Here is a 19,629-nt window from a genome sequence, read left to right as displayed (position 1 = left end):
GTGTGGTTAATGAATAGAAGTCGAGCGGCTGGCATGGGGTGTCGGACGGTCTTGCGAAGAGGGGACGACGCATGCGAGTGCTGCTGATCGAGGACGAGCCGACGACGGCCAAGGCTATCGAGCTGATGCTGACGACCGAAGGGTTCAACGTCTACATCACCGATCTCGGGGAAGAAGGCCTCGATCTGGGCAAGCTGTATGATTACGACATCATCCTGCTCGACCTGAACCTGCCCGACATGCACGGATACGACGTGCTCAAGCGCCTGCGTGTCGCCCGTGTCGCGACGCCGGTGCTGATCCTGTCGGGCGTCAACGAGATGGACTCGAAGGTCCGCAGCTTCGGCTTCGGCGCCGACGACTATGTCACCAAGCCGTTCCACCGGGAGGAACTGATCGCGCGCATCCACGCCGTCGTCCGTCGTTCGAAGGGGCACAGCCAGTCGGTCATCCGCACCGGCAAGCTGGCGGTCAATCTCGATGCGAAGACGGTCGAGGTCAATGGCAGCCGCGTTCACCTGACCGGCAAGGAATATGCGATGCTGGAGCTGCTCTCGCTCCGCAAGGGCACGACCTTGACCAAGGAAATGTTCCTCAACCATCTCTACGGCGGAATGGACGAGCCCGAGCTGAAGATCATCGACGTCTTCATCTGCAAGCTGCGGAAAAAGCTCAGCCTCGCCTGCGACGGCGAAAATTACATCGAGACCGTCTGGGGTCGCGGCTACGTGCTGCGCGAACCCGACGAAGTGCTCGAATCCCAGGTAGCGTAACTCCCCAGTTTTCGGGAGCACGAAGGCCGCGGCATCGGGGGGTGCCGCGGCCTTTCCTATTTTTCGGGATAGCCGCCGAATTTCGTCATCCTGACGAAAGTCAGGATCCAGGGTACAGAAGGCCGTCCTCGATTGCTCTGGATCCTGACTTTCGTCAGGATGACGGACTATTTTTCGAACGCAGCGCCCCGCTAGGCGTTACGCCGCCACCGCCGAAATAGCCCCCGCTGGCTGAGCGACTCGAACATCTCCTGAGGGCCCTCCGGATCCAGCACCTCGTTATCCGCCAACCAAGCCTCGACCGCAGTCAGGTCGGGCACCTCGTAACACCGCAGCGTCTTGCTCACGCCGACCCGCTCCTGCCGCAACCTCTCGATAGTCTCGATCAACGAGCCCGTCTCGGCGATCATCGCACTGACCACCTCAACCGCGACACCGAGATGCTCCGCCATCAACCCGTCCCGGATCGCCGCAATCCCCTCCGCGGTCGCCGCATCGACAGCCCGGATCGCCAGGTCGCACTCCGTATCGAGCCGCAGCGACCGATTATTGACGTTCGAAGACCCCAACCGAAACACGTCGTCATCGGCGATAAGGATCTTTGCGTGGCAATAGATCGGCGCGCCGTCCTTGGTGTACGGATGATACATCCGCAGCCGCCGGTGCGTGTCGCGCCGGTGCAGCGCCTCCATCAACCGCGCCCGCGCCGTATCCATCGCCAGCGGCTCCAGCCACCCCTGCGCCACAGTCGGGTTGATGATGACGATCTCCGGCCCGTCCGCCTCGTCGAGCCGCCGTGCCACCGCCTCCGCCACTTTCCGCGACGCGAAATACTGGCTCTCGATATACAGATGCTTCTTCGCGCGGGCGATCTGCCCCAGGAACAGCGCCTCGCTCTCGGACACCGGCGCCTGGTCCGACATCTCCGGCTCGGTCCGCGCGATGCCGACGTCGACGTTGCGGAAATCGACCGCCAGCCCCTCGGGCCAGAACGTCCCGCCCGGCACGCCCGCCGCCATCGGCTTGCCCCCCGCCAGTCGCCAGCGCCGGCGGAACAGTTCGCCCAGCGCGTGCGCGACGGGTCCTTGCACCGCGCTGATCGCGTCGTGCCATGGCTTGTACGGCTTGCCCGATGGCTGGACGCGGTGCGGATCGCCGTCGTGGTGATCGCGCGTGTCCCAGCGGTCGCCGGTCATGTCGATCCCGCCGCAGAACGCCAGCGCGTCGTCGATGATGACGATCTTCTGGTGATGCGACGCCGCGGTCGGGTGATGCCCGTCGAGCTTGGTATGGATCCGCTTGTGTCGCATCCACTTGATCATCGTGAACAGCGTCGATCCGCGGAACAGCGACTTGATCGCCCCGGTATCCCAGCGCAACACGAAGATCTCGAGTTCGGGTTCGCGCTCGACCAGCCAGTGCATGAACGCGCCCAGCGTCTTGGGTTCGCCCGGCCGATCGACGCCCGGCTCGAGCAAAATACGCGCATCGAAGTCCCAGCCGATCAGCAGGATGCGGCGTTTGGCCCCCAGCATCGCGACGCGCGCCGTCCGGAAATAGTCCGCCGCATCGACGATCACCGCCATCCGTTCGGCGCGTTCGATCCGCCAGCACTCCGTCCCAACCTGCATCGGTATCCCTTCGTCCGTTGCCGACTGATATGCGTGGCGTGCGGTTTGGTTGCGTGAATGCCCTGTATCGTCGCGCCCGGCCGCCCTATCTGGGATGACGATGGCCGCTCCTCCTACCCAGCCGCCGGCGCAGCGCAAGGTGATCCATGTCGACATGGACGCCTTCTACGCGTCGGTCGAACAGCGCGACGATCCCTCGCTCAAGGGCCGGCCGGTGGCAGTCGGCGGATCGCGTGCGCGGGGCGTGGTGGCGGCCGCGAGCTACGAGGCGCGCGCGTTCGGCGTTCGCAGCGCGATGCCGTCGGTCACCGCGATCCGAAAATGTCCCGACCTCGTGTTCGTGCCCCCCCGGTTCGACGTGTACCGCGAAGTCTCGGACCGGATCCGCGCGATCTTCGCCGACTATACCGACCTGATTGAGCCGCTGTCGCTCGACGAAGCGTATCTCGACGTGACCGAGGACATCCGCGGGCTCGGCACAGCAGCCGCGATCGCGGAGGAAATCCGTGCGCGGATCAAGGCTGATACCGGCCTCACCGCGTCCGCCGGTGTCAGCTACAACAAGTTCATCGCCAAGCTCGCCTCGGACCAGAACAAACCCGACGGCATCTGCATCATCACGCCGAAGCGCGGCGCGGCGTTCGTCCAGTCACTGCCGGTCAAGCGCTTCCACGGTGTCGGACCAGTGACCGCGCAGAAGATGGAGCGGCTCGGCATCCTCACCGGCGCGGATCTCTACGGCATGACGCTCGCGTTCCTGCAGGCGCATTTCGGCAGCTATGCGGACTATCTCTACGGCGCGGCACGCGGCATCGATCACCGGCCCGTGCGCGTCAACCGGGCCGCCAAGTCGGTCGGTGCGGAACGGACGTTCGAGACGAACCTGACGACGGCGGAGGATCTGCGCGCGGCGCTGCACCGGGTGGCGGATGCGGCATGGGTGCGGATCGAACGGCACGGCACCCGCGGTCGCACGGTCACGCTTAAGCTGCGCCACGCCGACTTCCGCACGATCACGCGCGCACGATCGTCGCAGGCACCGGTCACGGACAAGGCCGCATTCCTCTCGGCAGGCCTCGACCTGCTGATGGCGCAATTGCCCGTGCCGGACGGCGTGCGCCTCCTCGGGCTGACATTGTCCGGTATCATGGGCGAAGACGACGAAGTGCAGCCAAGCCTGTTGTAGGTCAAACCAGTTCGACGACCCCTGCATCGGGCGCCAGCAGCGTCAGGATCGCAACCGCGCCCTGCCCCGGCCCCTCGCTCTCCAGACGCAGCGAACCCTGCATCGCGTTCACCGAATTGGCGCACCAGTGCAGCCCCAGACCGCCAGACTTATGCGCACGCGTGGAGAAGCCGCGGTGGAACAGCGTCGCCGCGACCTCGGGCGTGATCCCCTCGCCATCGTCGCGAATCTCGATCGTCACGTTGCCATCGCCCGGTTCGATGGCGGTAACAATCGATCCGCTACCGGTCCCGCGCGCAACGATCGATTCGGCCGCATTGGCAAACAGGTTGCCGATTACCTGGCTAAGAATCAGCCGGTTCGCCATGACCAGATTAGGTCCCGCGGGAAATCCGAACGCGATCGAAGCGCCGTCCAGATAGCGGACGATCGTCGCATTGCGCGCGATGATCGTGGTGACGTCGCATATCTCCAGCGCCGGACGTTCGTGCGCGCCTTGCTGCTGTTGGCCGATGATCTCCAGCACATGCCCCATCGCCTCCCGGCCGATGCTGAGTTCGTGACGCGTGGATTCGCGATTGGCGGCTTCCGCGTCGATCGCCGCGGTGACGAACGCGGCCAGCTTCTCGCGGCGTTCGTCCGAAACGTCGCCACGAGCAAGTTCCTCGATCGCCCGGTCGAGCATGGCGCGGTCGATCGGCGGCACCTGCGCGATCTCGCGGCTGAGGATCGTGCTGATCGGGTTCAGCGCGTTGCGGACGTTGTGCATCACCGCCACCGCACTTTCGCTCCGTCCGAGATCGAACGACTGCACGCCGATCTGTTCACGCAGATCCTTCAATTGCTGCAACATTGCGTTGAAGTTGCGCCCGAGCGAACCGATCTCGTCGCGCCGTTCATCCTCCTCGAGCAGGGTTAGGGATCCCGACGCGCGAACTCGGCGCATATGGTTCTCGATGCGCAGCAACGGACGCAGCACGAGTTGCGCTATGAGGCGACGCAGCACGATGAGCACGAACAGCAGAAGCACGATCGATCCCACGATCGCAAACACCAGCACGCGCCTGCCGAGCCGCGTTGCATCACTTGGCACGGCAAACCGAACCGTGGCCACGGCGCGTCCATCGGCGCCGATCAGTGGCACGGCAATTGCCGCTCTCGACCCTCGATAGGTCGCCACCCCCGAACTGCTGGAACCGACGTCTAACGTCGCGTCGACACCCAAAGCTTCGGATATTTGCTTGGCGGTTATCACGCGTGCGACCGCGATATAACCTTGCCCGGTATCCGCGCCGCTCGCCCCCCCCATTCGCGCGACACCTACCGCTGCGACACTATTCCCCAGCCGCGCATAGAACCGCGCCGAACGACGCCGACCAAGCACATGCGCGAAGTCCGTACGATCGAGCAAATCAATCCATTGTTGCGACGAGGTCGAACCCGGCGGTCCGTTCCAACTCGCGCGAGCAAGACGCCCGTTTGCTGTGATCTCGGCAACGCCATCGGCAGGAAGTGATCGCGTCGCAGGCATAGCGCGACTACCAGGCGCAAGCCTTGCCTCGGATAGCTTCGTTGCATCGCGGCGGTCTCGTGCTTCCGCCTGGACCCCGGCAGCGTATTTGGACAGCATCGCGCGCGTTCGTTCGACCTGCCCGGCGATCGCCGCGTCTTCGAGCTTGGTAAAGCTCGGCGTGATGATCAACGCCAGCAACACCGTGATCGCGACCGTCCCGCACAGCGCCACGCCCGTCATGATCAGCACGAGTTTCGCACCAAGCGACGCAGGCCGCCGCATCTTGCCGAATTGCCGCCCCAGCGTCGCCGGAACGCGACCCATCCCGACAGTCGGCACTAGTTCAGCATTCCGTTGCCCAATTGCCGCGGTGCCGTCGGTCCGTCACCCGCCACATCGTCTTCGCCGCCGAGATAGCGCGCGTTTGCCATTTCGAGTGCGACATCCGCCGCAACCGGTCGCGAGTAGAAATATCCCTGGAAATGGCTCGCTCCAGCCAGCTTGAGCGCCTGGACCTGCGCGTCGGTCTCGACCCCCTCGGCAATCACGCCCAGCCCCAGCGCGCGACCGAGATGGATGATCGAATGCACGATCGCCGCGCTTTCGCGCTCCCGGCCCATGCCATCGATGAACGAGCGGTCGATCTTCAGGCAATCGAGCGCGAACTTGCGGATGTTGTACAGGCTCGAATATCCCGTCCCAAAATCGTCGAGTGCGATCCGGAACCCCATCTGGCGCAGCTTGTAGAGCGTTTCCGCCGCCCGTTCGGCATCGTCGAAGATCGCGGTCTCGGTGATCTCGATCTGCAACCGCGCAGGCTCGATCCCGGCGCGCTCGACGCTTTCCATGATATGCCCGACGAAATTGTGACGGCGAAACTGGCGCGGCGAGAAATTGACCGAGACATACTGACCGGGCCATTGCTTCAGGACGTGTAACGCCTCGCCCAGCACCCAGTCGCCCAGTTCGTGAATCAGGTTCGATTCCTCGGCGATCGGAATGAACGTGCTCGGGCTCATCGCGCCATATTCGTCGGTGTTCCAGCGGATGAGCGCCTCGAAACCGATGACCTCGACCGCGTCGCGCGACACGATCGGTTGATAGACCAGGCTCAGCTCGCCCTTAGCAATCGCCTGGCTCAGCCCACCCTCGACCCGTCGGCGAAAGCGAATGCCTTCGTCCATGCTCTCGTCGAACAGGCGAACGATGCCGCGACCGCCGCGCTTGGCGTCGTTGAGCGCCAAGTCGGACCGTCGCATGACGTCGACTGGATCGCGGCCCTGCCCGCCCTCGCTGACGACCACGCCCGCCGACGCGCCGCCCTGCACCGAATTGCCGAACACCTGCAGGCTGACCGAGCACGCCGCGACGACTCGCTCGCACGCCATGACGCCCGCCGCCTCGCCGGACGTCTCGAACAGGATGCCGAACTCATCCCCGCCGAGCCGGGCCACCAATGCTCCCTCCGGCGCCGATCGCTGCAGGATCGCACAGATTTCGCGGATCAGCGCGTCGCCCGCCAGATGGCCAAGCGTGTCGTTGACCAGCTTGAACCGATCCAGATCGACCATCACCGTCGCGAACAGTCCCGCCGCGCGCGTTCGTTCGGCCAACGCGCGCAGGAACGCGAGCCGGTTCGGCGCATCGGTCAGCGAGTCATGCGTCGCCATATGCACCGCGCGACTCTCGTTCGCGGCTAATTCGGCGCTTTGCTCTTCGAGTTGAACAACCTGCGCGGCCAGCGTGACGCGGGCCGCCTTCAACTCGCGATCGATTTCCCACCGCTTCGCAAGCGCCGTCGCGGTCTGTGTCACCTCGGCGACCTCGAACGGCTTGGCGATGTAGAAGATCTTGTCGGCGGGCCCGGCAACCTTGCTGATTTCGATCGGCGAAAAATCGGAAAATCCGGTGACGATGACGAGGTTGATCTCCGGGTCGAGCGCCCGGATCCGCTGCGCCGTCTCGCGCCCGTCGATACCGGGCGGCATGCGGATATCGATGAACGCGACCGCGAACGGTCCGCCTTCCGCCAACGCCCGCGCGACGTCCGCGACCGCGTCCAGCCCTTGATGCGCATGCGTCAGCGCGAAGCCGGCGATATCCCCGCGGCGCAGATCGCCGGCGTTCCCTCCAAACAGGTCCGCCGCCATCGCGCCGAGCGCTTCGCCGCTCTCCGATCGCTGACCGGCGAAGCTGCGCCGGTAGCTGTCATGCATCGCTGGCTCGTCGTCCACGATCAGAATGCGCATCATTACCGTCCTTCACCGGCCAACGCATCCGTGCCTTGCGGTACGCCAAGTGCCTTCATCGTCACGAAGGATAGTAACCTAAAGCAGTTAAGACGCTGTGAACGATGTTTGTAACTTATGTCCAAGTGCTTGAGCGCCCAGCACGATTGCGCCAAGCGGCCCGGCGTTGTTGCCTAACGCAGGCGGCACGATGAACGTATCGACCAGCGCGACCTCGGGCAGCGTGATGTACCCGCCGAGGCTCCGCGTCATCGCCGCTCGAACCCGCGGGAACAGATGCGATGCCCCCATCACGCCGCCGCCCATCACGATCCGCCGCGGGATACCGGTCAGCACGAGCGTATGGCAAAGCTGGCCGAGCGCATCGGCGACGTTATCCCAGACCGGATGCTCGGCGGGCGCTTCGTCCGCCGGAAAGCCGATCCGTGCCGCGATGGCGGGTCCCGCGACCAGTCCCTCGATGCAAGCGCCGTGGAACGGGCAATTGCCTATCCAGTCGTCACCCTGGAATCGAGCGGGGCGGATATGGCCGAGTTCGGAGTGCGTGAGGCCATCGACCGGACGGTTGCCCGCGATCATGCCGGCGCCGACGCCCGTGCCGACCGTGACATAGGCGATGTCCGGCAGGCCCTTCGCCGCCCCCCAAAATGCTTCGGCCAGCGCCGCGCCGACCACGTCGCTATGGAAGCCCGTGGGCACGCCGTAACGTCGGCTCAGCCGTCCCGCGATGTCGGTCCCGGCCCAGCCCGGCTTCGGCGTCGAGGTGATATGGCCGTAATCCCCCGAATGGCGATCGATCGAGACCGGCCCGAAGCTCGCGATACCGATCGCCACGAACCCGCTCCACCGGTCCAGCACTGCCTCGATCGCGGCCAGCGTCTCTTCGGGGCGCGTGGTCGGAATCCGCACGGTTTCTTCGATCTGGTCGGGGCCGCGCGCAAGAATGCAGATGCATTTGGTGCCGCCAAGTTCGATACCTGCGACCAGCGGTGCTTCCGTCATCCTCAACTCCCAACACGTTTACCGCGCCCGCTTCCTTCGCCGACGCCATCCAGTCAAGAGCAGGTGCGTCGTCGCGATCACACTGAACGAGGATTTGATCTGCTATCGATACGTTCGCTCGTGCGTTATGTCGGTCGAGTTCACCCGAACAGACAGGAATTCCGAATGGCGAAGAAACCCGCGAAGCTGATCAAGGCGGACACCGATGTTTCGGTCGAGGCACAGCCACAGTACAAGGTCGAATATCGCGAGATCCAGCCTTATGGGACGCTGAAGAAGCTCCCGATCGCACTTGAAGACAATGCCCGCGCCCAGAGCGTTGCAACGCTGAACCAGGTGCTCGCGGACACGATGACGATCCGCGACATGTACAAGAAGCATCACTGGCAGATGTCGGGCGCGACTTTTTACCAACTGCATCTGCTGCTCGACAAGCATTATGAAGAGCAGGCAGCACTCGTCGATCTCATCGCCGAACGCATCATGGCGCTTGGCGGTATCTCGATCGCGATGTCGCACGATGTCGCGGAGATGACGACCATCCCCCGCCCGCCAAAGGGTCGCGAAGACGTCCCGACGCAGCTCGCGCGCCTGCTCGAAGCGCATGAGATCATCCTGCGTCAGGCTCATGAAGGCGCCGAAGCTGCCGACGAATCGGGCGACGACGGCACCAACGATCTACTGGTGAGCAACATCATCCGCACGCACGAACCGCAGGTATGGTTCCTGGCGGAACACCTCGCCGCGACCGAACTGGTCCGCAGCGACAAGTAAGATTACGGCCCCCTCTTCATGCGAAGAGGGGGCCGTACTTTCGTTCTGGCATGCCGTAGGCGACAGCCGCGCGGCGTATTTAGCGCGTGGCGTTATACTTCAACTGATCGTCGGTGAGTTGGAACCCGACCAGCGCCTCGAAGCTCGCACGCAGCACGGCCTGGCGAACTTCCGGCGTGCTCAGCGGATCGACCGCAGCGTCCTGATCGCCTGCCTTGCGCTTGCGGGTCAGCTTTTCCCGAACGTCTTCCGGCAAGGTGGCCGCAGCGCGCGATACCGTTGCCGTCGTCGTGGCCGACGCCGATGCCAGCGCTTGTCCGGCGGCGAAGTGCAACGTCACACGGCCGATGCGCTTCGCGACGACCGCGCTGCCGCCGCGCACGACCGTGATGAAATACGGCAACGTCACGTCGCGCGCCGCCTCGGTACGCGTACGGCGAGCGCGGATGTCGAACGTCACGTTGGTCACGACCTGATCCGTCGCATCCGCGCAGGTCGATCGGACGTTGGTCATGAAGCCGGCGACGTCGATCGCCGACTGGTCGCGGCTGGTGACCGGATCGAACAGCGTGATGTCGCCGGTCGCTGCCGGGATCGCCACGGGCGGGCAGACCGAGCGGACTGCGGAAATGCCGCCAGTCGCATCGACTTCGCCCTTGCCGGCGCACCCGCTCAACAAGATCGCACACGCAGAAACGGCTAGGATGGGGGCTTTCACGGCGACGCTTACCTTCTCGAACGAGCGAAAGGGCCACCGCATGTCGCAAGCGGCCCCTGTCGCGGCGCACCATAGGAACCGGCTATCGTCCAGGCAAGCAATCGCGTAGAGGCGTGGCATCATGAGCCCAATCGACAAGCCGCCGCTCGAACTGTTGATCGCAGCACCCCGAGGCTTTTGCGCAGGCGTCGACCGCGCGATCCGGATCGTCGAACTGGCGATCGAGAAACACGGGGCGCCGGTCTATGTCCGCCACGAGATCGTTCACAACAAGTTCGTCGTCGACACGCTGAAGGCGCAGGGCGCGATCTTCGTCGAGGAACTGAACGAGGTGCCTGATGGCGCACCCGTCGTGTTCTCGGCGCATGGCGTACCGAAGTCGGTGCCGCTCGACGCGCAGAATCGCGGGCTCGAATATCTCGACGCGACCTGTCCATTGGTGTCGAAGGTGCACCGCCAGGCCGAGCGGCTGGTCGCGCAGGGGCGGCATATCGTGTTCATCGGCCATGCCGGGCATCCCGAGGTGATCGGCACGTTCGGACAGGTTCCGGCGGGCGCGATGTCGCTGATCGAGACGGTCGAGGACGCCGAGGTGTTCATGCCGATCGATCACACCAACCTCGCCTTCCTGACGCAGACGACTCTGTCGGTGGACGATACCGCCGCCGTGGTGGCGACGTTGCAGCGCCGCTTCCCGCAGATGCTGCCGCCACGGGGCGAGGACATCTGCTACGCGACGTCGAACCGCCAGACCGCGGTCAAGGCGATCGCGCACAGCGTCGATGCTGTGCTGGTGATCGGTGCGCCGAACTCGTCCAACTCGGTGCGGCTGGTCGAGGTTGCCGAGCGCGAGGGGACGCCAGCGATGCTGATCCAGCGCGCGAGCGAGCTCGACTGGGACTTCCTGGCCGGCGTCGGCACGCTGGGGATCACGGCTGGCGCATCGGCGCCCGAATTGCTGGTCCGCGAACTGGTCGACCGGCTGTCGGAGCGCTTCACGGTGTCGGAGCGCGAGGTCGAGACGAACCGCGAGACGATCGCGTTCAAGCTGCCACGCGGACTGGAGGCGGCCGCCTAGCATGGCGGTCTATACGCAGGTGTCGGCGGAGGCGCTGGGCGCGTTCCTCGCGCGCTACGATCGGGGCGAACTCCTATCCGCCAAGGGCATTGCGGAGGGCGTGCAGAACAGCAACTACCTCGTCGAGACGACCGCAGACCGCTTCATCCTGACGCTGTACGAGGAACGGACGTCGACCGACGACCTGCCGTTCTTCCTCGACATGCTCGATCATCTCGCGGCCGACGGCAATCCCGTACCGCGCGCATTGCCCGATCGTGACGGCGTGGCAATCCAGCAGCTCGCCGGACGATCGGCATGCCTGATCGAGTTCCTGACCGGGGTTTCGGTATCGCATCCAACCGCGGCGCAGGCGTTTGCGGCGGCTGCGGCGATGGGGCAGATGCACAACAGCCTCGCCGGGTTCGACCAGGTCCGCCCCAACCCGCTCGGCGCGGACACGTGGCGGCCGTTCCTGGAGCGCTGCGGCCGCGACATCGACACGATCGAACCGGAGCTGTTCGACCGGACCGAGGCAGCGTTGACGGCGGTCCTGGCGGAATGGCCGCGCGACCTGCCGATGGCGGCGATCCATTCGGACCTGTTTCCCGACAACGTGCTGATGCTCGGCGACCGCGTGACCGGGGTGATCGACTTCTATTTCGCCTGCACCGACGTCCGCGCCTATGATCTGGCGGTGATGCACACGTCGTGGGCGTTCGACGGCAATGGCGAGAATTACGACCCGGCGATCGGCAAGGCGCTGATCGACGGCTATGCCAGCCGCTTTCCGTTGTCCGACGCCGAGCGCGCCGCGCTGCCGATCCTGGCGCGGGGGGCATGCCTGCGGTTCCTGCTGACGCGCGCGTGGGACTGGCTCAACACGCCGGCCGATGCGCTGGTGACGCGCAAGGATCCACTCGCCTATTGGCGGCGGCTCGAGACGTATCTCAAGGACGACCTGTTTGCATGACTGACGAAGCTCCCGTTTCCATCACCAAGGTCGAGATCTTCACCGATGGCGCGTGCAAGGGCAATCCGGGCCCCGGCGGCTGGGGCGCGGTGATCCGCATGGGCGCGCACGAGAAGGAATTGTCGGGCGGCGAGACGCCGACGACCAACAACCGGATGGAGATGACCGCAGCGATCGAGGCGCTCAATGCGCTGACCCGGCCGTGCGCGGTAACGCTGTATACCGACAGCAAATACGTGATGGATGGCCTCACCAAGTGGGTGAAGGGCTGGCAGCGCAACGGCTGGAAGACCGCCGACAAGAAGCCCGTCAAGAACGCGGAACTGTGGCACGCGCTGCTGGCGGCGGTGGCGCGGCACAAGATCGAATGGCAGTGGGTCAAGGGCCATGCCGGCCACCCGGAGAACGAGCGCGCGGACAAGCTGGCGAGCGATGCCGCGGTGGCGGCCGGGCGCAAGTAAACCTAGAACCGAGCGGGCGAATAGCGTGCGGCGTCGATCGCCGCGACTGCGGGATCGGGACTGACGCCGAGCAGCAGGCTGGCGGCGAGCAGCGCCGCCGCAGGGGCGGTCTGGATGCCGAAGCCGCCCTGCCCCGCGCACCAGAAAAAGCCGGGCACGTCGCGGTCGAAACCATAGATCGGCAGGCGATCGGGCGCGAACGTGCGCAGGCCCGCCCAGCGTCGCTCGACCGCCGCGACTCGCCAGTCGACGACCTGCTCGAACCGATCGATCGCGATCGCGACGTCGATCTCCTCAGGCGCGGCGTCGCACGGGGCCGTCGGCGTCTCGTCGTGCGGGCTGAGCCACAACCGACCGCCGAGCTCGGGCTTGAAATAGAAGCGACCGGCAATGTCGGCGATATGCGGCAGCCCTTCGGGTGCGCCGGGGTCGGTACGCAGTTGCACCATCGTCCGGCGATAGGCCTGCAAGCCTAGCGGGCGGACGCCGGCCCGCGCTGCGATCGTATCCGCCCAGGCCCCGGCCGCGTTGACGATCGTCCTTGCCTGGAACGCACCTGCCTTCGTCTCGATCGTCCAGATCCCGTCGGCGCGCGTCGCTCCGGCAAACGCGGCATCGGTGACGAAGACCGCACCCGCCCGGCGCGCGGTGGCGATGCTTTCGGCGTGGAGCGCGGCGACGTCGATATAGGCACAGGTCGCTTCCTGCACGCCCAGCATCCATTCCGGGCGAAGGCCGGGCACGAAAGCGGAAGGATCGACTCGGTCCAGCCGCACGTCGCTATCCGCGAAGTCGGCAAGGAACGCGTCCATCGCCGCTTCGTCCTCGGCGCGGCCGACGTGCAGCGAACCGAGCGGCGCCAGATGGCCCCCTGCCCGCAACAGCGGACCGGACGCCGTCGTCAGCGGCTGAATATCCGGCCCGCCGTACGTTTCCGACCAGAAGGCGGCCGAGCGCCCCGTCGCGTGATAACCGGGCGCGTCCTCCGCCTCCAGGACGAGCACACGCGCCTGCAACCCGATAGCCGCGGCCAGGCTAGCGCCCGCCATGCCCGAGCCGACGATCGCGATATCGTAGGTTTTCGTCACCGTCGGACCGCGCACGCATCCAGAAACGAATCGATCGCCGACAACGCCCGATCTCGCACGCCATCAGCCTCACGCAGGATCTCATGCGCGGACTCCGACCCGAAGCGAACGACCTGCGCATTGCGCAACCGCCCGGCAAGGCGGAGCGCCGCACGCGGATCGACCAGCTTGTCGGCCTCCGCAATCAGCATCAGCACGGGCGTATCGATCGACTCGACCCGCGGATCGCTCGCCAGCGCCGCAGCGCCCGCGAACCCCTGTGCGAGCCACGCCCAGCTCGGTGGCCCCAGCACGAGTTCGGGATGCGCCGCCTGCCACCATCCCTCGTCGCTGTAGCGATCGGCGTCGTGCGTCAGCAGCGACCGGCGCGAGGCGACCGATCCCGGCCGCTCGTTACTGCGCCATGCCGCGCGCGCAGGGTCGCCGCGGCCGGCGATCCACCGCGCGATCCGTGCGCTGAAGGCCGCGCCGAACGGCCCCTTCAACCCGATCATCGGCGCGACCAGGATCGCCGCATCGGGCTGGGTCGACCGATCGGCAAGCGCGCGCATCACCATCATCCCGCCCATCGAATGGCCGAGTATAACGCGTGGCAGGCCGTGGCCCGCGTCCTCCGCGCTCCAATCCGACCAGAACGCCGCAAGGTCGGCATCGAACACCCGGTAGTCGTTCGCATGCCCGACATGCGGATCGCTCGACAAACGCCCCGACCCGCCCTGCCCGCGCCAGTCGAACGCCGTCACCGACCAACCCGATGCGTGCAGATGCGCGAACGTCTCGAGATACTTCTCGAAGATATCGCCGCGCCCCGTCTGGAACAGCATCCGCCCGCGCGGTGACTGTGCCGGCCAGTCGAATCGGCGCAGCTTCCAGCCGTCGGGCGCGGTCCAATAGCCGATGCGCGCCTTGTCCGGAATCGTCCGACGCACGGCTGCCGGATCGATCGTCATGCGCAAACCCGTGGCATCATTCGAAATTCCTCCAAGCACGGTTACTTTTTCGAAAGCCATGTCCGTTAGGGACTAGCCGATGGGATGGAACATTGCTCTTCCAATTTTGATTCTGGTGCTCGGCGGCCTGCTGGTCTCGGCGGGTATCCAGGATGCGCGGACGCGGGAGATCGCGAACTGGAAGACCGCGGCGGTCGCTCTGCTGGCGCCGCTGTGGTGGTATGCGAACGGACTCGACCCATGGCCCGACATGGCGCTGCAGATCGGCGTCGCGCTCGTCGTCTTCGCGCTGTTCCTGGTAGCCTTCCACTTCGGCATGATGGGTGGCGGCGACGTTAAGCTGATCGTCGCGCTCTCGCTGTGGCTGCCGTTCCCGGCGTTCCTGTCGATGCTGATGGTGATGTCGATCGTCGGCGGCCTCGTCACGCTCGTCATGATGATCGAGCATCGCGCCAAGAAGAACGCCGGACAGATCGAGGTTCCCTACGGTGTGGCAATAGCAATCGCCGGACTTGTTGCGCTGCGCGAACCACTCCTTAACCAGTTTCAGTGATGATTAACGTCGAAATACATTCGCGGCGCCTGAAAGGCACGATCTAGTCATGGATACACGCAAGATCATTTTGCTGGTCGGCGCGCTTATAGTCGCAGCCGTCACGGCCTTCTTCGCCCGAACGCTGATCGCCGGCAGTTCGGCGCCGCAAGCTGGCGCGACCGCAATCGCCGCGCCGGTCATCGACGGCCCCGAAGTCCTGGTCGCAACCCGCTCGCTCCCGGTCGGCACGATACTCGACGCCACGGCGCTGAAGTTCCAGCCCTGGCCGAAGGAGCTGGTCGACAACGCCTATTACCTCCGCGACAAGACCGACCTGAAATCGCTGCAGGGCACGGTGGTGCGCAGCATCATCACCGCCGGACAGCCGGTGACGCAGGGCGCGCTGGTGAAGCCCGGCGATCGAGGGTTCCTCGCCGCGGCACTCGGGCCCGGCATGCGCGCGGTCACCGTCCCCGTCTCGGCACAGGCCGCGGTCGCCGGGTTCGTGTTTCCCGGCGACCGAATCGACCTCGTGCTGACCCAGGCGGTCAGGGGCGGTGGCGATGGTGATCCATTGAAGGTGTCCGAAACGATCATGCGCAACATCCGCGTGCTCGCGACCGATCAGCGGACCGACAATTTGGTCGGTGCGGACGGCAAGACGGAGGTCAAGACGTTCTCCAACGTGACGATCGAGGCGACGCCGAAGATGGCCGAACAGGTCGCGCTCGCGCAGACGCTCGGCTCGCTGTCGCTGTCGCTTCGGTCGATCGCCGACAATTCGGCCGAACTCGAGGAAGCGATCGCGTCCGGCGCGGTGAAGGTACCCGACGGTACCGATCCGAAGGCGGAGAAGGCGATGTTGGTGCGTGTCGCCGGCCAGCCGAGCTCCGGCGCGGGTAGCTATCAGACCGGCGCCGACGTCTCGCGGTACCAGCGCAGCACGGTGCCCGGCAAGGCATCCAGCGGCGAAGACGGTCGTCCTATGCAGATGATGAGTGCGCCGCAGTCCGGTGGCGGGGCACCGGTCGTGGTGCAGGGCCCGGCCGTACGGGTCGCCCGCGGCAACGCGGTGACCATGGTTCCGGTCGGGGGGAAGAATTAAGATGCGTATCGCCATGACGCGCCCAGTCGGACGGCAGATGGGTTGGCCGCTCGCGGTCGCCCTTGCCGCGGCCACCGCCGCACCATCCGTCCCCGCGCTCGCCCAGCATGCCCAGCGGGCTCAGGCTCGTACGCAGGCCACCCCCTCGGGACTGCCCGTCGTCCAGGTCAACACCGGTCGCGGACGTCTCGTCACGCTGGCGCGGCCGATGAGCGACCTGTTCGTCGCCGACGACACCATCGCCGACGTTCAGGTCCGCTCGCCGACGCAGCTCTACGTGTTCGGCAAGAAGACCGGCGAGACGACGATCTCGGCAACTGCGAAGGGCGGCGGCGTCGTCTACGCCTCGACCATTCGCGTCGGCAACAACCTCGATTCGGTGCAGCAGATGCTTGGGCTCGCGATGCCCGAGGCACAGGTCGTCGCGACGCCGATGAACGGGTTGATCCTGCTCACGGGTACGGTCGCCGCACCCGAGGATGCCGCCGAAGCCGAACGGCTGGTGCAGGCGTTCGTCGGTGATTCGACAAAGGTCCTGTCGCGACTGAAGACGGCGACGCCTCTGCAGGTAAATCTCCAGGTACGCGTCGCCGAAGTCACGCGGAACTTCGTCAAGAATATTGGTGTGAACCTGACGAGCCGGAGTTCGGGTAACTTCCTATTCAACATCGCCCAGGGTCGCCAGGGCACCATCACGACCGTGCCCGGCGTTATCAATGCTCCCAATGCGCCCATCGACGCCAATGGCGCCTTCCCCGGCAACACACTTTTCGGCTTTCCTGCCAAGGCCGCGATCGGCTCAACCGTCGGCCTGGCGGGGCGCCTACTCGGCATGGACCTGCTCGGCGCGATCGATCTCGGTGAAACGCTGGGTCAGGTAACGATGCTCGCCAACCCGAACCTGACCGCTCTGTCGGGTGAAACGGGCACGTTCCTGGCAGGCGGCGAGATACCGATCCCGCTGGCGCAGGCGCTCGGCACGATCTCGGTTGAGTACAAGCAATACGGCATCAGCCTCGCCTACACCCCCACGGTCTTGTCGGATGGTCGGATCTCGCTTCGGGTACGCCCCGAAGTGTCGCAGCTCGATTACGCCAACGCGATCACGCTCAGCGGCACGCGCGTGCCCGGCCTCACGACTCGTCGTACCGAGACGACCGTGGAACTCGGCTCGGGCCAGAGCATGATGATCAGCGGCCTGCTGTCGAACAACAACAACAACAGCTACGACAAGACGCCGGGGCTGGCGAACCTGCCGATCATCGGCGCGCTGTTCCGCTCGAACGCCTTCCAGCGCAACGAGACCGAACTCGTGATCGTCATCACGCCGTATCTGGTGAAGCCGGTCAACAACGCCAGCGACATCGCGCTGCCGACCGACGGTGCGCGCGCACCGACTGATATCGACCGCGTACTGTTGGGTACGCTCAGCGCCACCGGCGGCGGCAAGCGGCCGGTGCCCACGATCGCGCGGCCTTCCTATGTTCCACCGGCGATCGGTGCCGCCGCCCCGGTCATGCCGATGCCGCGTAGCGATGTCCGCCGCAGCGAGGACGATATCGCCGCGCGCCCTGCCAACGGGAATGGCGCCAAGACCAAGAAGGGCGCCGTGCCCGCGCCAGGTTTCTCGAATTGAGCCGGCCCCTGCCCCGCCGCTCGCGAACACCGCATCAAGGATTTCCGATGATCACCAAGTCGATCCTGTTAGCGTCCCTCGTCCCCGCGCTGTTGCTCGGCGGGTGCATGGGTACCGAGAATCGCGGGCTTGAATCGGTCCACCAACCGGTCGTGAGCCGCTCCGACTACGCGCTCGATCTCGGCGTGTCGGGCGGCGCACTGGCGCCGGGCGAACAGCAACGGCTTGCCGGCTGGATGAACGCGATGCGGCTCGGCTATGGCGACCGCGTAGCCATCGACGATCCCGCGGGCGAAGGCCCCGCCGCGCACGGCGACGTCGCCGCGGTGGTCGCGAGCTATGGCCTGTTGCTGAGCGACGACGCGCCGGTCACCCCGGCCTCGGTCACGCCAGGATCGATTCGGGTGGTGGTCAGCCGGATGCGCGCGCAGGTGCCGCACTGTCCGGACTGGTCGCGCAACGCGACCAACGAGTTCGAATCCAACACGTCGTCCAACTTCGGCTGCGCGATCAACAGCAACCTCGCGGCGATGATCGCCAATCCTGCCGACCTCGTGCGCGGCAAGGAAGGCGCGGAGACCACCGATACCGCCGCCTCGTACAAGGCGATCGACACGTACCGCAAGAAAGCGCCGACCGGTGCCGGTTCGCTCGCTGCAGCCACGCCGGGAGGCAAGTGATGAACGCTCCGTGGAAGCCCGCTGGCGCCGCCAGTCGCGATCCCTTTGCCGCCTATGTCTGCGACGAGACGACCGCGGCGGCATTGCGCCCGATCGCGACCGAACTCGGCTGGTCGGTCGACAAGATCTACAAGGGCGGACTGCGCAACGCGATCCAGTCGCTGTCGGTTGCCGCATCACCGCAGATCCTGTTCGTCGATCTCGCCGAGTCGGGCGATCCGCTGAACGACATCCACGCGCTCGCCGAAGTCTGCGAGCCCGGCACGGTGGTGATCGCCGCTGGCCAGGTGAACGACGTCCGCCTGTACCGTGACCTCGTCGCGAGCGGTATCCAGGATTACCTGCTGAAGCCGCTCCATCCCGACATGCTGCGCGAGGCGTTCGTCCATGCGCAGATGATGCTCAATGCACCGAAGCCCGTCGACCTGTCGCCGGAGCGTCCGCATTGCTCGGTCGGCGTGATCGGCACGCGCGGCGGCGTCGGCGCATCGACGATCGCGACTTCGATCGCGTGGCTGCTCGCCGACAAGGAGAAGCGATCGACCGCGCTGCTCGACCTCGACGTGCATTTCGGCACGGGTGCGCTCAGCCTCGATCTCGAGCCCGGCCGCGGCCTGACCGACGCGATCGAGAATCCGAGCCGCATCGACGGATTGTTCATCGAACGCGCGATGGTCAAGGCGACGGAAAACCTGTCGGTGCTGAGCGCCGAGGCACCGATCAGCACGCCTGTGGTCACCGACGGCTCCGCCTTCTACCAGCTGCAGGAGGAGATGCGCGCGGCGTTCGAATGCACCGTCGTCGATCTGCCGCGCGCGATGATGATCCAGCACCCGCACCTGATCAGCGACGTGAAGCTCGCGGTGATCGTCACCGACCTGACGCTGGCGGCTGCGCGCGATACGATCCGGATCCTGTCGTGGCTGAAGACGAATGCGCCGCAGATCGAGCTGTTCGTAGTCGCCAACCGCGTGCACACCGGCGGCCAGCTCGAGATCAGCCGCAAGGATTTCGAGGGCTCGATCGAGCGCAAGATCGATTACCTCGTTCCGTTCGACCAGAAGCTCGCGGCGCAGTCGGCCAAGCTGGGCAAGCCGATCGTCGAGGTCGGCAAGACCAGCAAGACGATCGCGCCGATCGTCGCGCTCGCCAGCGCGCTCGCCGCGGCGGTCGCGGACTGCGGCATCGACGGTGCCAAGGCGTCCCGGGGCCGGTCGCTGATGGGCAAGTTCGGCGAACTCCGCGGGCTGATGACGAAGCGCACGCTGAAGCCGGCAAAAGCGAAATGACAGCGCATG

At 65.7% G+C, this 19,629-nt stretch carries 18 protein-coding genes; 11 read left to right on the top strand and 7 right to left on the bottom strand.

Annotated features, from left to right (window positions below):
* Positions 1-71: 71 nt before the first annotated feature.
* On the top strand, positions 72-773 hold the full coding sequence (gene ctrA / locus AC59GX_RS12845; RefSeq protein WP_056064964.1) for a response regulator transcription factor CtrA: 702 nt from the start codon (positions 72-74) through the stop codon (positions 771-773).
* 191 nt (positions 774-964) lie between these two features.
* Here the strand turns inward: ctrA and AC59GX_RS12840 are convergent, their stop codons facing one another.
* Positions 965-2,404, bottom strand: a complete 1,440-nt coding sequence (locus AC59GX_RS12840; RefSeq protein WP_426281530.1) for a phospholipase D-like domain-containing protein — start codon at positions 2,402-2,404, stop codon at positions 965-967.
* Between the two features lie 100 nt (positions 2,405-2,504).
* Between AC59GX_RS12840 and dinB the strand changes: the two genes are divergently transcribed.
* Positions 2,505-3,590 (top strand): DNA polymerase IV, encoded by a 1,086-nt coding sequence (gene dinB / locus AC59GX_RS12835; RefSeq protein WP_426281532.1) that lies wholly within the window; start codon positions 2,505-2,507, stop codon positions 3,588-3,590.
* A 1-nt stretch (position 3,591) separates the two neighbouring features.
* Here dinB and AC59GX_RS12830 read toward each other — a convergent pair whose 3' ends face one another.
* The 3 genes from AC59GX_RS12830 to AC59GX_RS12820 form a co-directional block, all read right to left on the bottom strand.
* Positions 3,592-5,442 carry an ATP-binding protein gene (locus AC59GX_RS12830; RefSeq protein WP_426281533.1) on the bottom strand — a complete coding sequence of 617 codons (1,851 nt, stop codon included), beginning with the start codon at positions 5,440-5,442 and terminating at the stop codon, positions 3,592-3,594.
* On the bottom strand, positions 5,442-7,352 hold the full coding sequence (locus tag AC59GX_RS12825) for a putative bifunctional diguanylate cyclase/phosphodiesterase (RefSeq protein ID WP_426281849.1): 1,911 nt from the start codon (positions 7,350-7,352) through the stop codon (positions 5,442-5,444). The genes AC59GX_RS12830 and AC59GX_RS12825 overlap by 1 nt, the downstream gene beginning before the upstream one ends.
* An 87-nt stretch (positions 7,353-7,439) precedes the next feature.
* The gene (locus AC59GX_RS12820) at positions 7,440-8,354 is read right to left on the bottom strand and encodes an ROK family protein (RefSeq protein ID WP_056488750.1); all 915 of its coding nucleotides are present in this window, start codon (positions 8,352-8,354) and stop codon (positions 7,440-7,442) included.
* Positions 8,355-8,519: 165 nt separating this feature from the next.
* Here AC59GX_RS12820 and AC59GX_RS12815 point away from each other — a divergent pair, with 165 nt between their 5' ends.
* A complete protein-coding gene (locus AC59GX_RS12815; RefSeq protein ID WP_056488739.1) occupies positions 8,520-9,128 on the top strand; it encodes a Dps family protein in 609 nt (202 codons plus the stop codon).
* A 79-nt stretch (positions 9,129-9,207) separates the two neighbouring features.
* Here AC59GX_RS12815 and AC59GX_RS12810 read toward each other — a convergent pair whose 3' ends face one another.
* Complete coding sequence (locus tag AC59GX_RS12810) at positions 9,208-9,810, bottom strand: hypothetical protein (RefSeq protein WP_056489420.1); 603 nt, start codon at positions 9,808-9,810, stop codon at positions 9,208-9,210.
* 157 nt (positions 9,811-9,967) lie between these two features.
* Here AC59GX_RS12810 and ispH point away from each other — a divergent pair, with 157 nt between their 5' ends.
* From ispH to rnhA, 3 genes are read left to right on the top strand one after another with little or no spacing between them, the layout of a single operon-like run.
* Positions 9,968-10,924 (top strand): 4-hydroxy-3-methylbut-2-enyl diphosphate reductase, encoded by a 957-nt coding sequence (ispH, locus tag AC59GX_RS12805; RefSeq protein ID WP_120301031.1) that lies wholly within the window; start codon positions 9,968-9,970, stop codon positions 10,922-10,924.
* A 1-nt stretch (position 10,925) separates the two neighbouring features.
* Positions 10,926-11,876 carry a homoserine kinase gene (gene thrB, locus AC59GX_RS12800; RefSeq protein ID WP_426281535.1) on the top strand — a complete coding sequence of 317 codons (951 nt, stop codon included), beginning with the start codon at positions 10,926-10,928 and terminating at the stop codon, positions 11,874-11,876.
* Entirely contained in the window at positions 11,873-12,337 is a 465-nt protein-coding gene (gene rnhA, locus AC59GX_RS12795; RefSeq protein WP_056064977.1) for a ribonuclease HI, read from the top strand. Before thrB ends, rnhA begins: the two co-directional genes overlap by 4 nt.
* 2 nt (positions 12,338-12,339) lie before the next feature.
* Here the strand turns inward: rnhA and AC59GX_RS12790 are convergent, their stop codons facing one another.
* Together AC59GX_RS12790 and AC59GX_RS12785 are read right to left on the bottom strand one after the other, a co-directional pair.
* Positions 12,340-13,425: an NAD(P)/FAD-dependent oxidoreductase gene (locus tag AC59GX_RS12790; RefSeq protein ID WP_426281536.1), complete on the bottom strand. Its 1,086-nt coding sequence runs from the start codon at positions 13,423-13,425 to the stop codon at positions 12,340-12,342.
* Positions 13,422-14,375 carry an alpha/beta fold hydrolase gene (locus AC59GX_RS12785; protein ID WP_426281537.1) on the bottom strand — a complete coding sequence of 318 codons (954 nt, stop codon included), beginning with the start codon at positions 14,373-14,375 and terminating at the stop codon, positions 13,422-13,424. The genes AC59GX_RS12790 and AC59GX_RS12785 overlap by 4 nt, the downstream gene beginning before the upstream one ends.
* Before the next feature lie 79 nt (positions 14,376-14,454).
* Between AC59GX_RS12785 and AC59GX_RS12780 the strand changes: the two genes are divergently transcribed.
* The 5 genes from AC59GX_RS12780 to AC59GX_RS12760 are packed head-to-tail and all read left to right on the top strand — an operon-like array spanning position 14,455 to position 19,620.
* On the top strand, positions 14,455-14,928 hold the full coding sequence (locus AC59GX_RS12780; RefSeq protein ID WP_497301824.1) for an A24 family peptidase: 474 nt from the start codon (positions 14,455-14,457) through the stop codon (positions 14,926-14,928).
* A gap of 49 nt (positions 14,929-14,977) precedes the next feature.
* The gene (gene cpaB, locus AC59GX_RS12775) at positions 14,978-16,015 is read left to right on the top strand and encodes a Flp pilus assembly protein CpaB (protein WP_426281540.1); all 1,038 of its coding nucleotides are present in this window, start codon (positions 14,978-14,980) and stop codon (positions 16,013-16,015) included.
* A 1-nt stretch (position 16,016) separates the two neighbouring features.
* Entirely contained in the window at positions 16,017-17,651 is a 1,635-nt protein-coding gene (locus AC59GX_RS12770; RefSeq protein WP_426281541.1) for a type II and III secretion system protein family protein, read from the top strand.
* Between the two features lie 47 nt (positions 17,652-17,698).
* Positions 17,699-18,331 (top strand): CpaD family pilus assembly protein, encoded by a 633-nt coding sequence (locus AC59GX_RS12765; RefSeq protein ID WP_133020567.1) that lies wholly within the window; start codon positions 17,699-17,701, stop codon positions 18,329-18,331.
* Positions 18,331-19,620: a CpaE/TadZ family protein gene (locus tag AC59GX_RS12760; RefSeq protein WP_426281542.1), complete on the top strand. Its 1,290-nt coding sequence runs from the start codon at positions 18,331-18,333 to the stop codon at positions 19,618-19,620. The genes AC59GX_RS12765 and AC59GX_RS12760 overlap by 1 nt, the downstream gene beginning before the upstream one ends.
* Positions 19,621-19,629 lie beyond the last annotated feature (9 nt).

The organism is Sphingomonas sp. 320_CC (assembly GCF_059691795.1).
The sequence above is the reverse complement of the archived record's forward strand: the minus strand, read 5'-3'. Positions and strand labels throughout refer to the sequence as shown.

Excerpts from the sequence above, each read along its gene's own strand:
- dinB (WP_426281532.1), top strand. The coding sequence starts at position 2,505 with ATGGCCGCTCCTCCTACCCAGCCGCCGGCGCAGCGCAAGGTGATCCAT.
- thrB (WP_426281535.1), top strand. The coding sequence starts at position 10,926 with ATGGCGGTCTATACGCAGGTGTCGGCGGAGGCGCTGGGCGCGTTCCTC.
- AC59GX_RS12785 (WP_426281537.1), bottom strand. The coding sequence starts at position 14,375 with ATGACGATCGATCCGGCAGCCGTGCGTCGGACGATTCCGGACAAGGCG.
- rnhA (WP_056064977.1), top strand. The coding sequence starts at position 11,873 with ATGACTGACGAAGCTCCCGTTTCCATCACCAAGGTCGAGATCTTCACC.
- ctrA (WP_056064964.1), top strand. The coding sequence starts at position 72 with ATGCGAGTGCTGCTGATCGAGGACGAGCCGACGACGGCCAAGGCTATC.
- AC59GX_RS12765 (WP_133020567.1), top strand. The coding sequence starts at position 17,699 with ATGATCACCAAGTCGATCCTGTTAGCGTCCCTCGTCCCCGCGCTGTTG.
- AC59GX_RS12760 (WP_426281542.1), top strand. The coding sequence starts at position 18,331 with ATGAACGCTCCGTGGAAGCCCGCTGGCGCCGCCAGTCGCGATCCCTTT.
- ispH (WP_120301031.1), top strand. The coding sequence starts at position 9,968 with ATGAGCCCAATCGACAAGCCGCCGCTCGAACTGTTGATCGCAGCACCC.
- AC59GX_RS12825 (WP_426281849.1), bottom strand. The coding sequence starts at position 7,352 with ATGCGCATTCTGATCGTGGACGACGAGCCAGCGATGCATGACAGCTAC.
- AC59GX_RS12840 (WP_426281530.1), bottom strand. The coding sequence starts at position 2,404 with ATGCAGGTTGGGACGGAGTGCTGGCGGATCGAACGCGCCGAACGGATG.
- AC59GX_RS12820 (WP_056488750.1), bottom strand. The coding sequence starts at position 8,354 with ATGACGGAAGCACCGCTGGTCGCAGGTATCGAACTTGGCGGCACCAAA.
- AC59GX_RS12780 (WP_497301824.1), top strand. The coding sequence starts at position 14,455 with ATGGGATGGAACATTGCTCTTCCAATTTTGATTCTGGTGCTCGGCGGC.
- cpaB (WP_426281540.1), top strand. The coding sequence starts at position 14,978 with ATGGATACACGCAAGATCATTTTGCTGGTCGGCGCGCTTATAGTCGCA.
- AC59GX_RS12770 (WP_426281541.1), top strand. The coding sequence starts at position 16,017 with ATGCGTATCGCCATGACGCGCCCAGTCGGACGGCAGATGGGTTGGCCG.
- AC59GX_RS12815 (WP_056488739.1), top strand. The coding sequence starts at position 8,520 with ATGGCGAAGAAACCCGCGAAGCTGATCAAGGCGGACACCGATGTTTCG.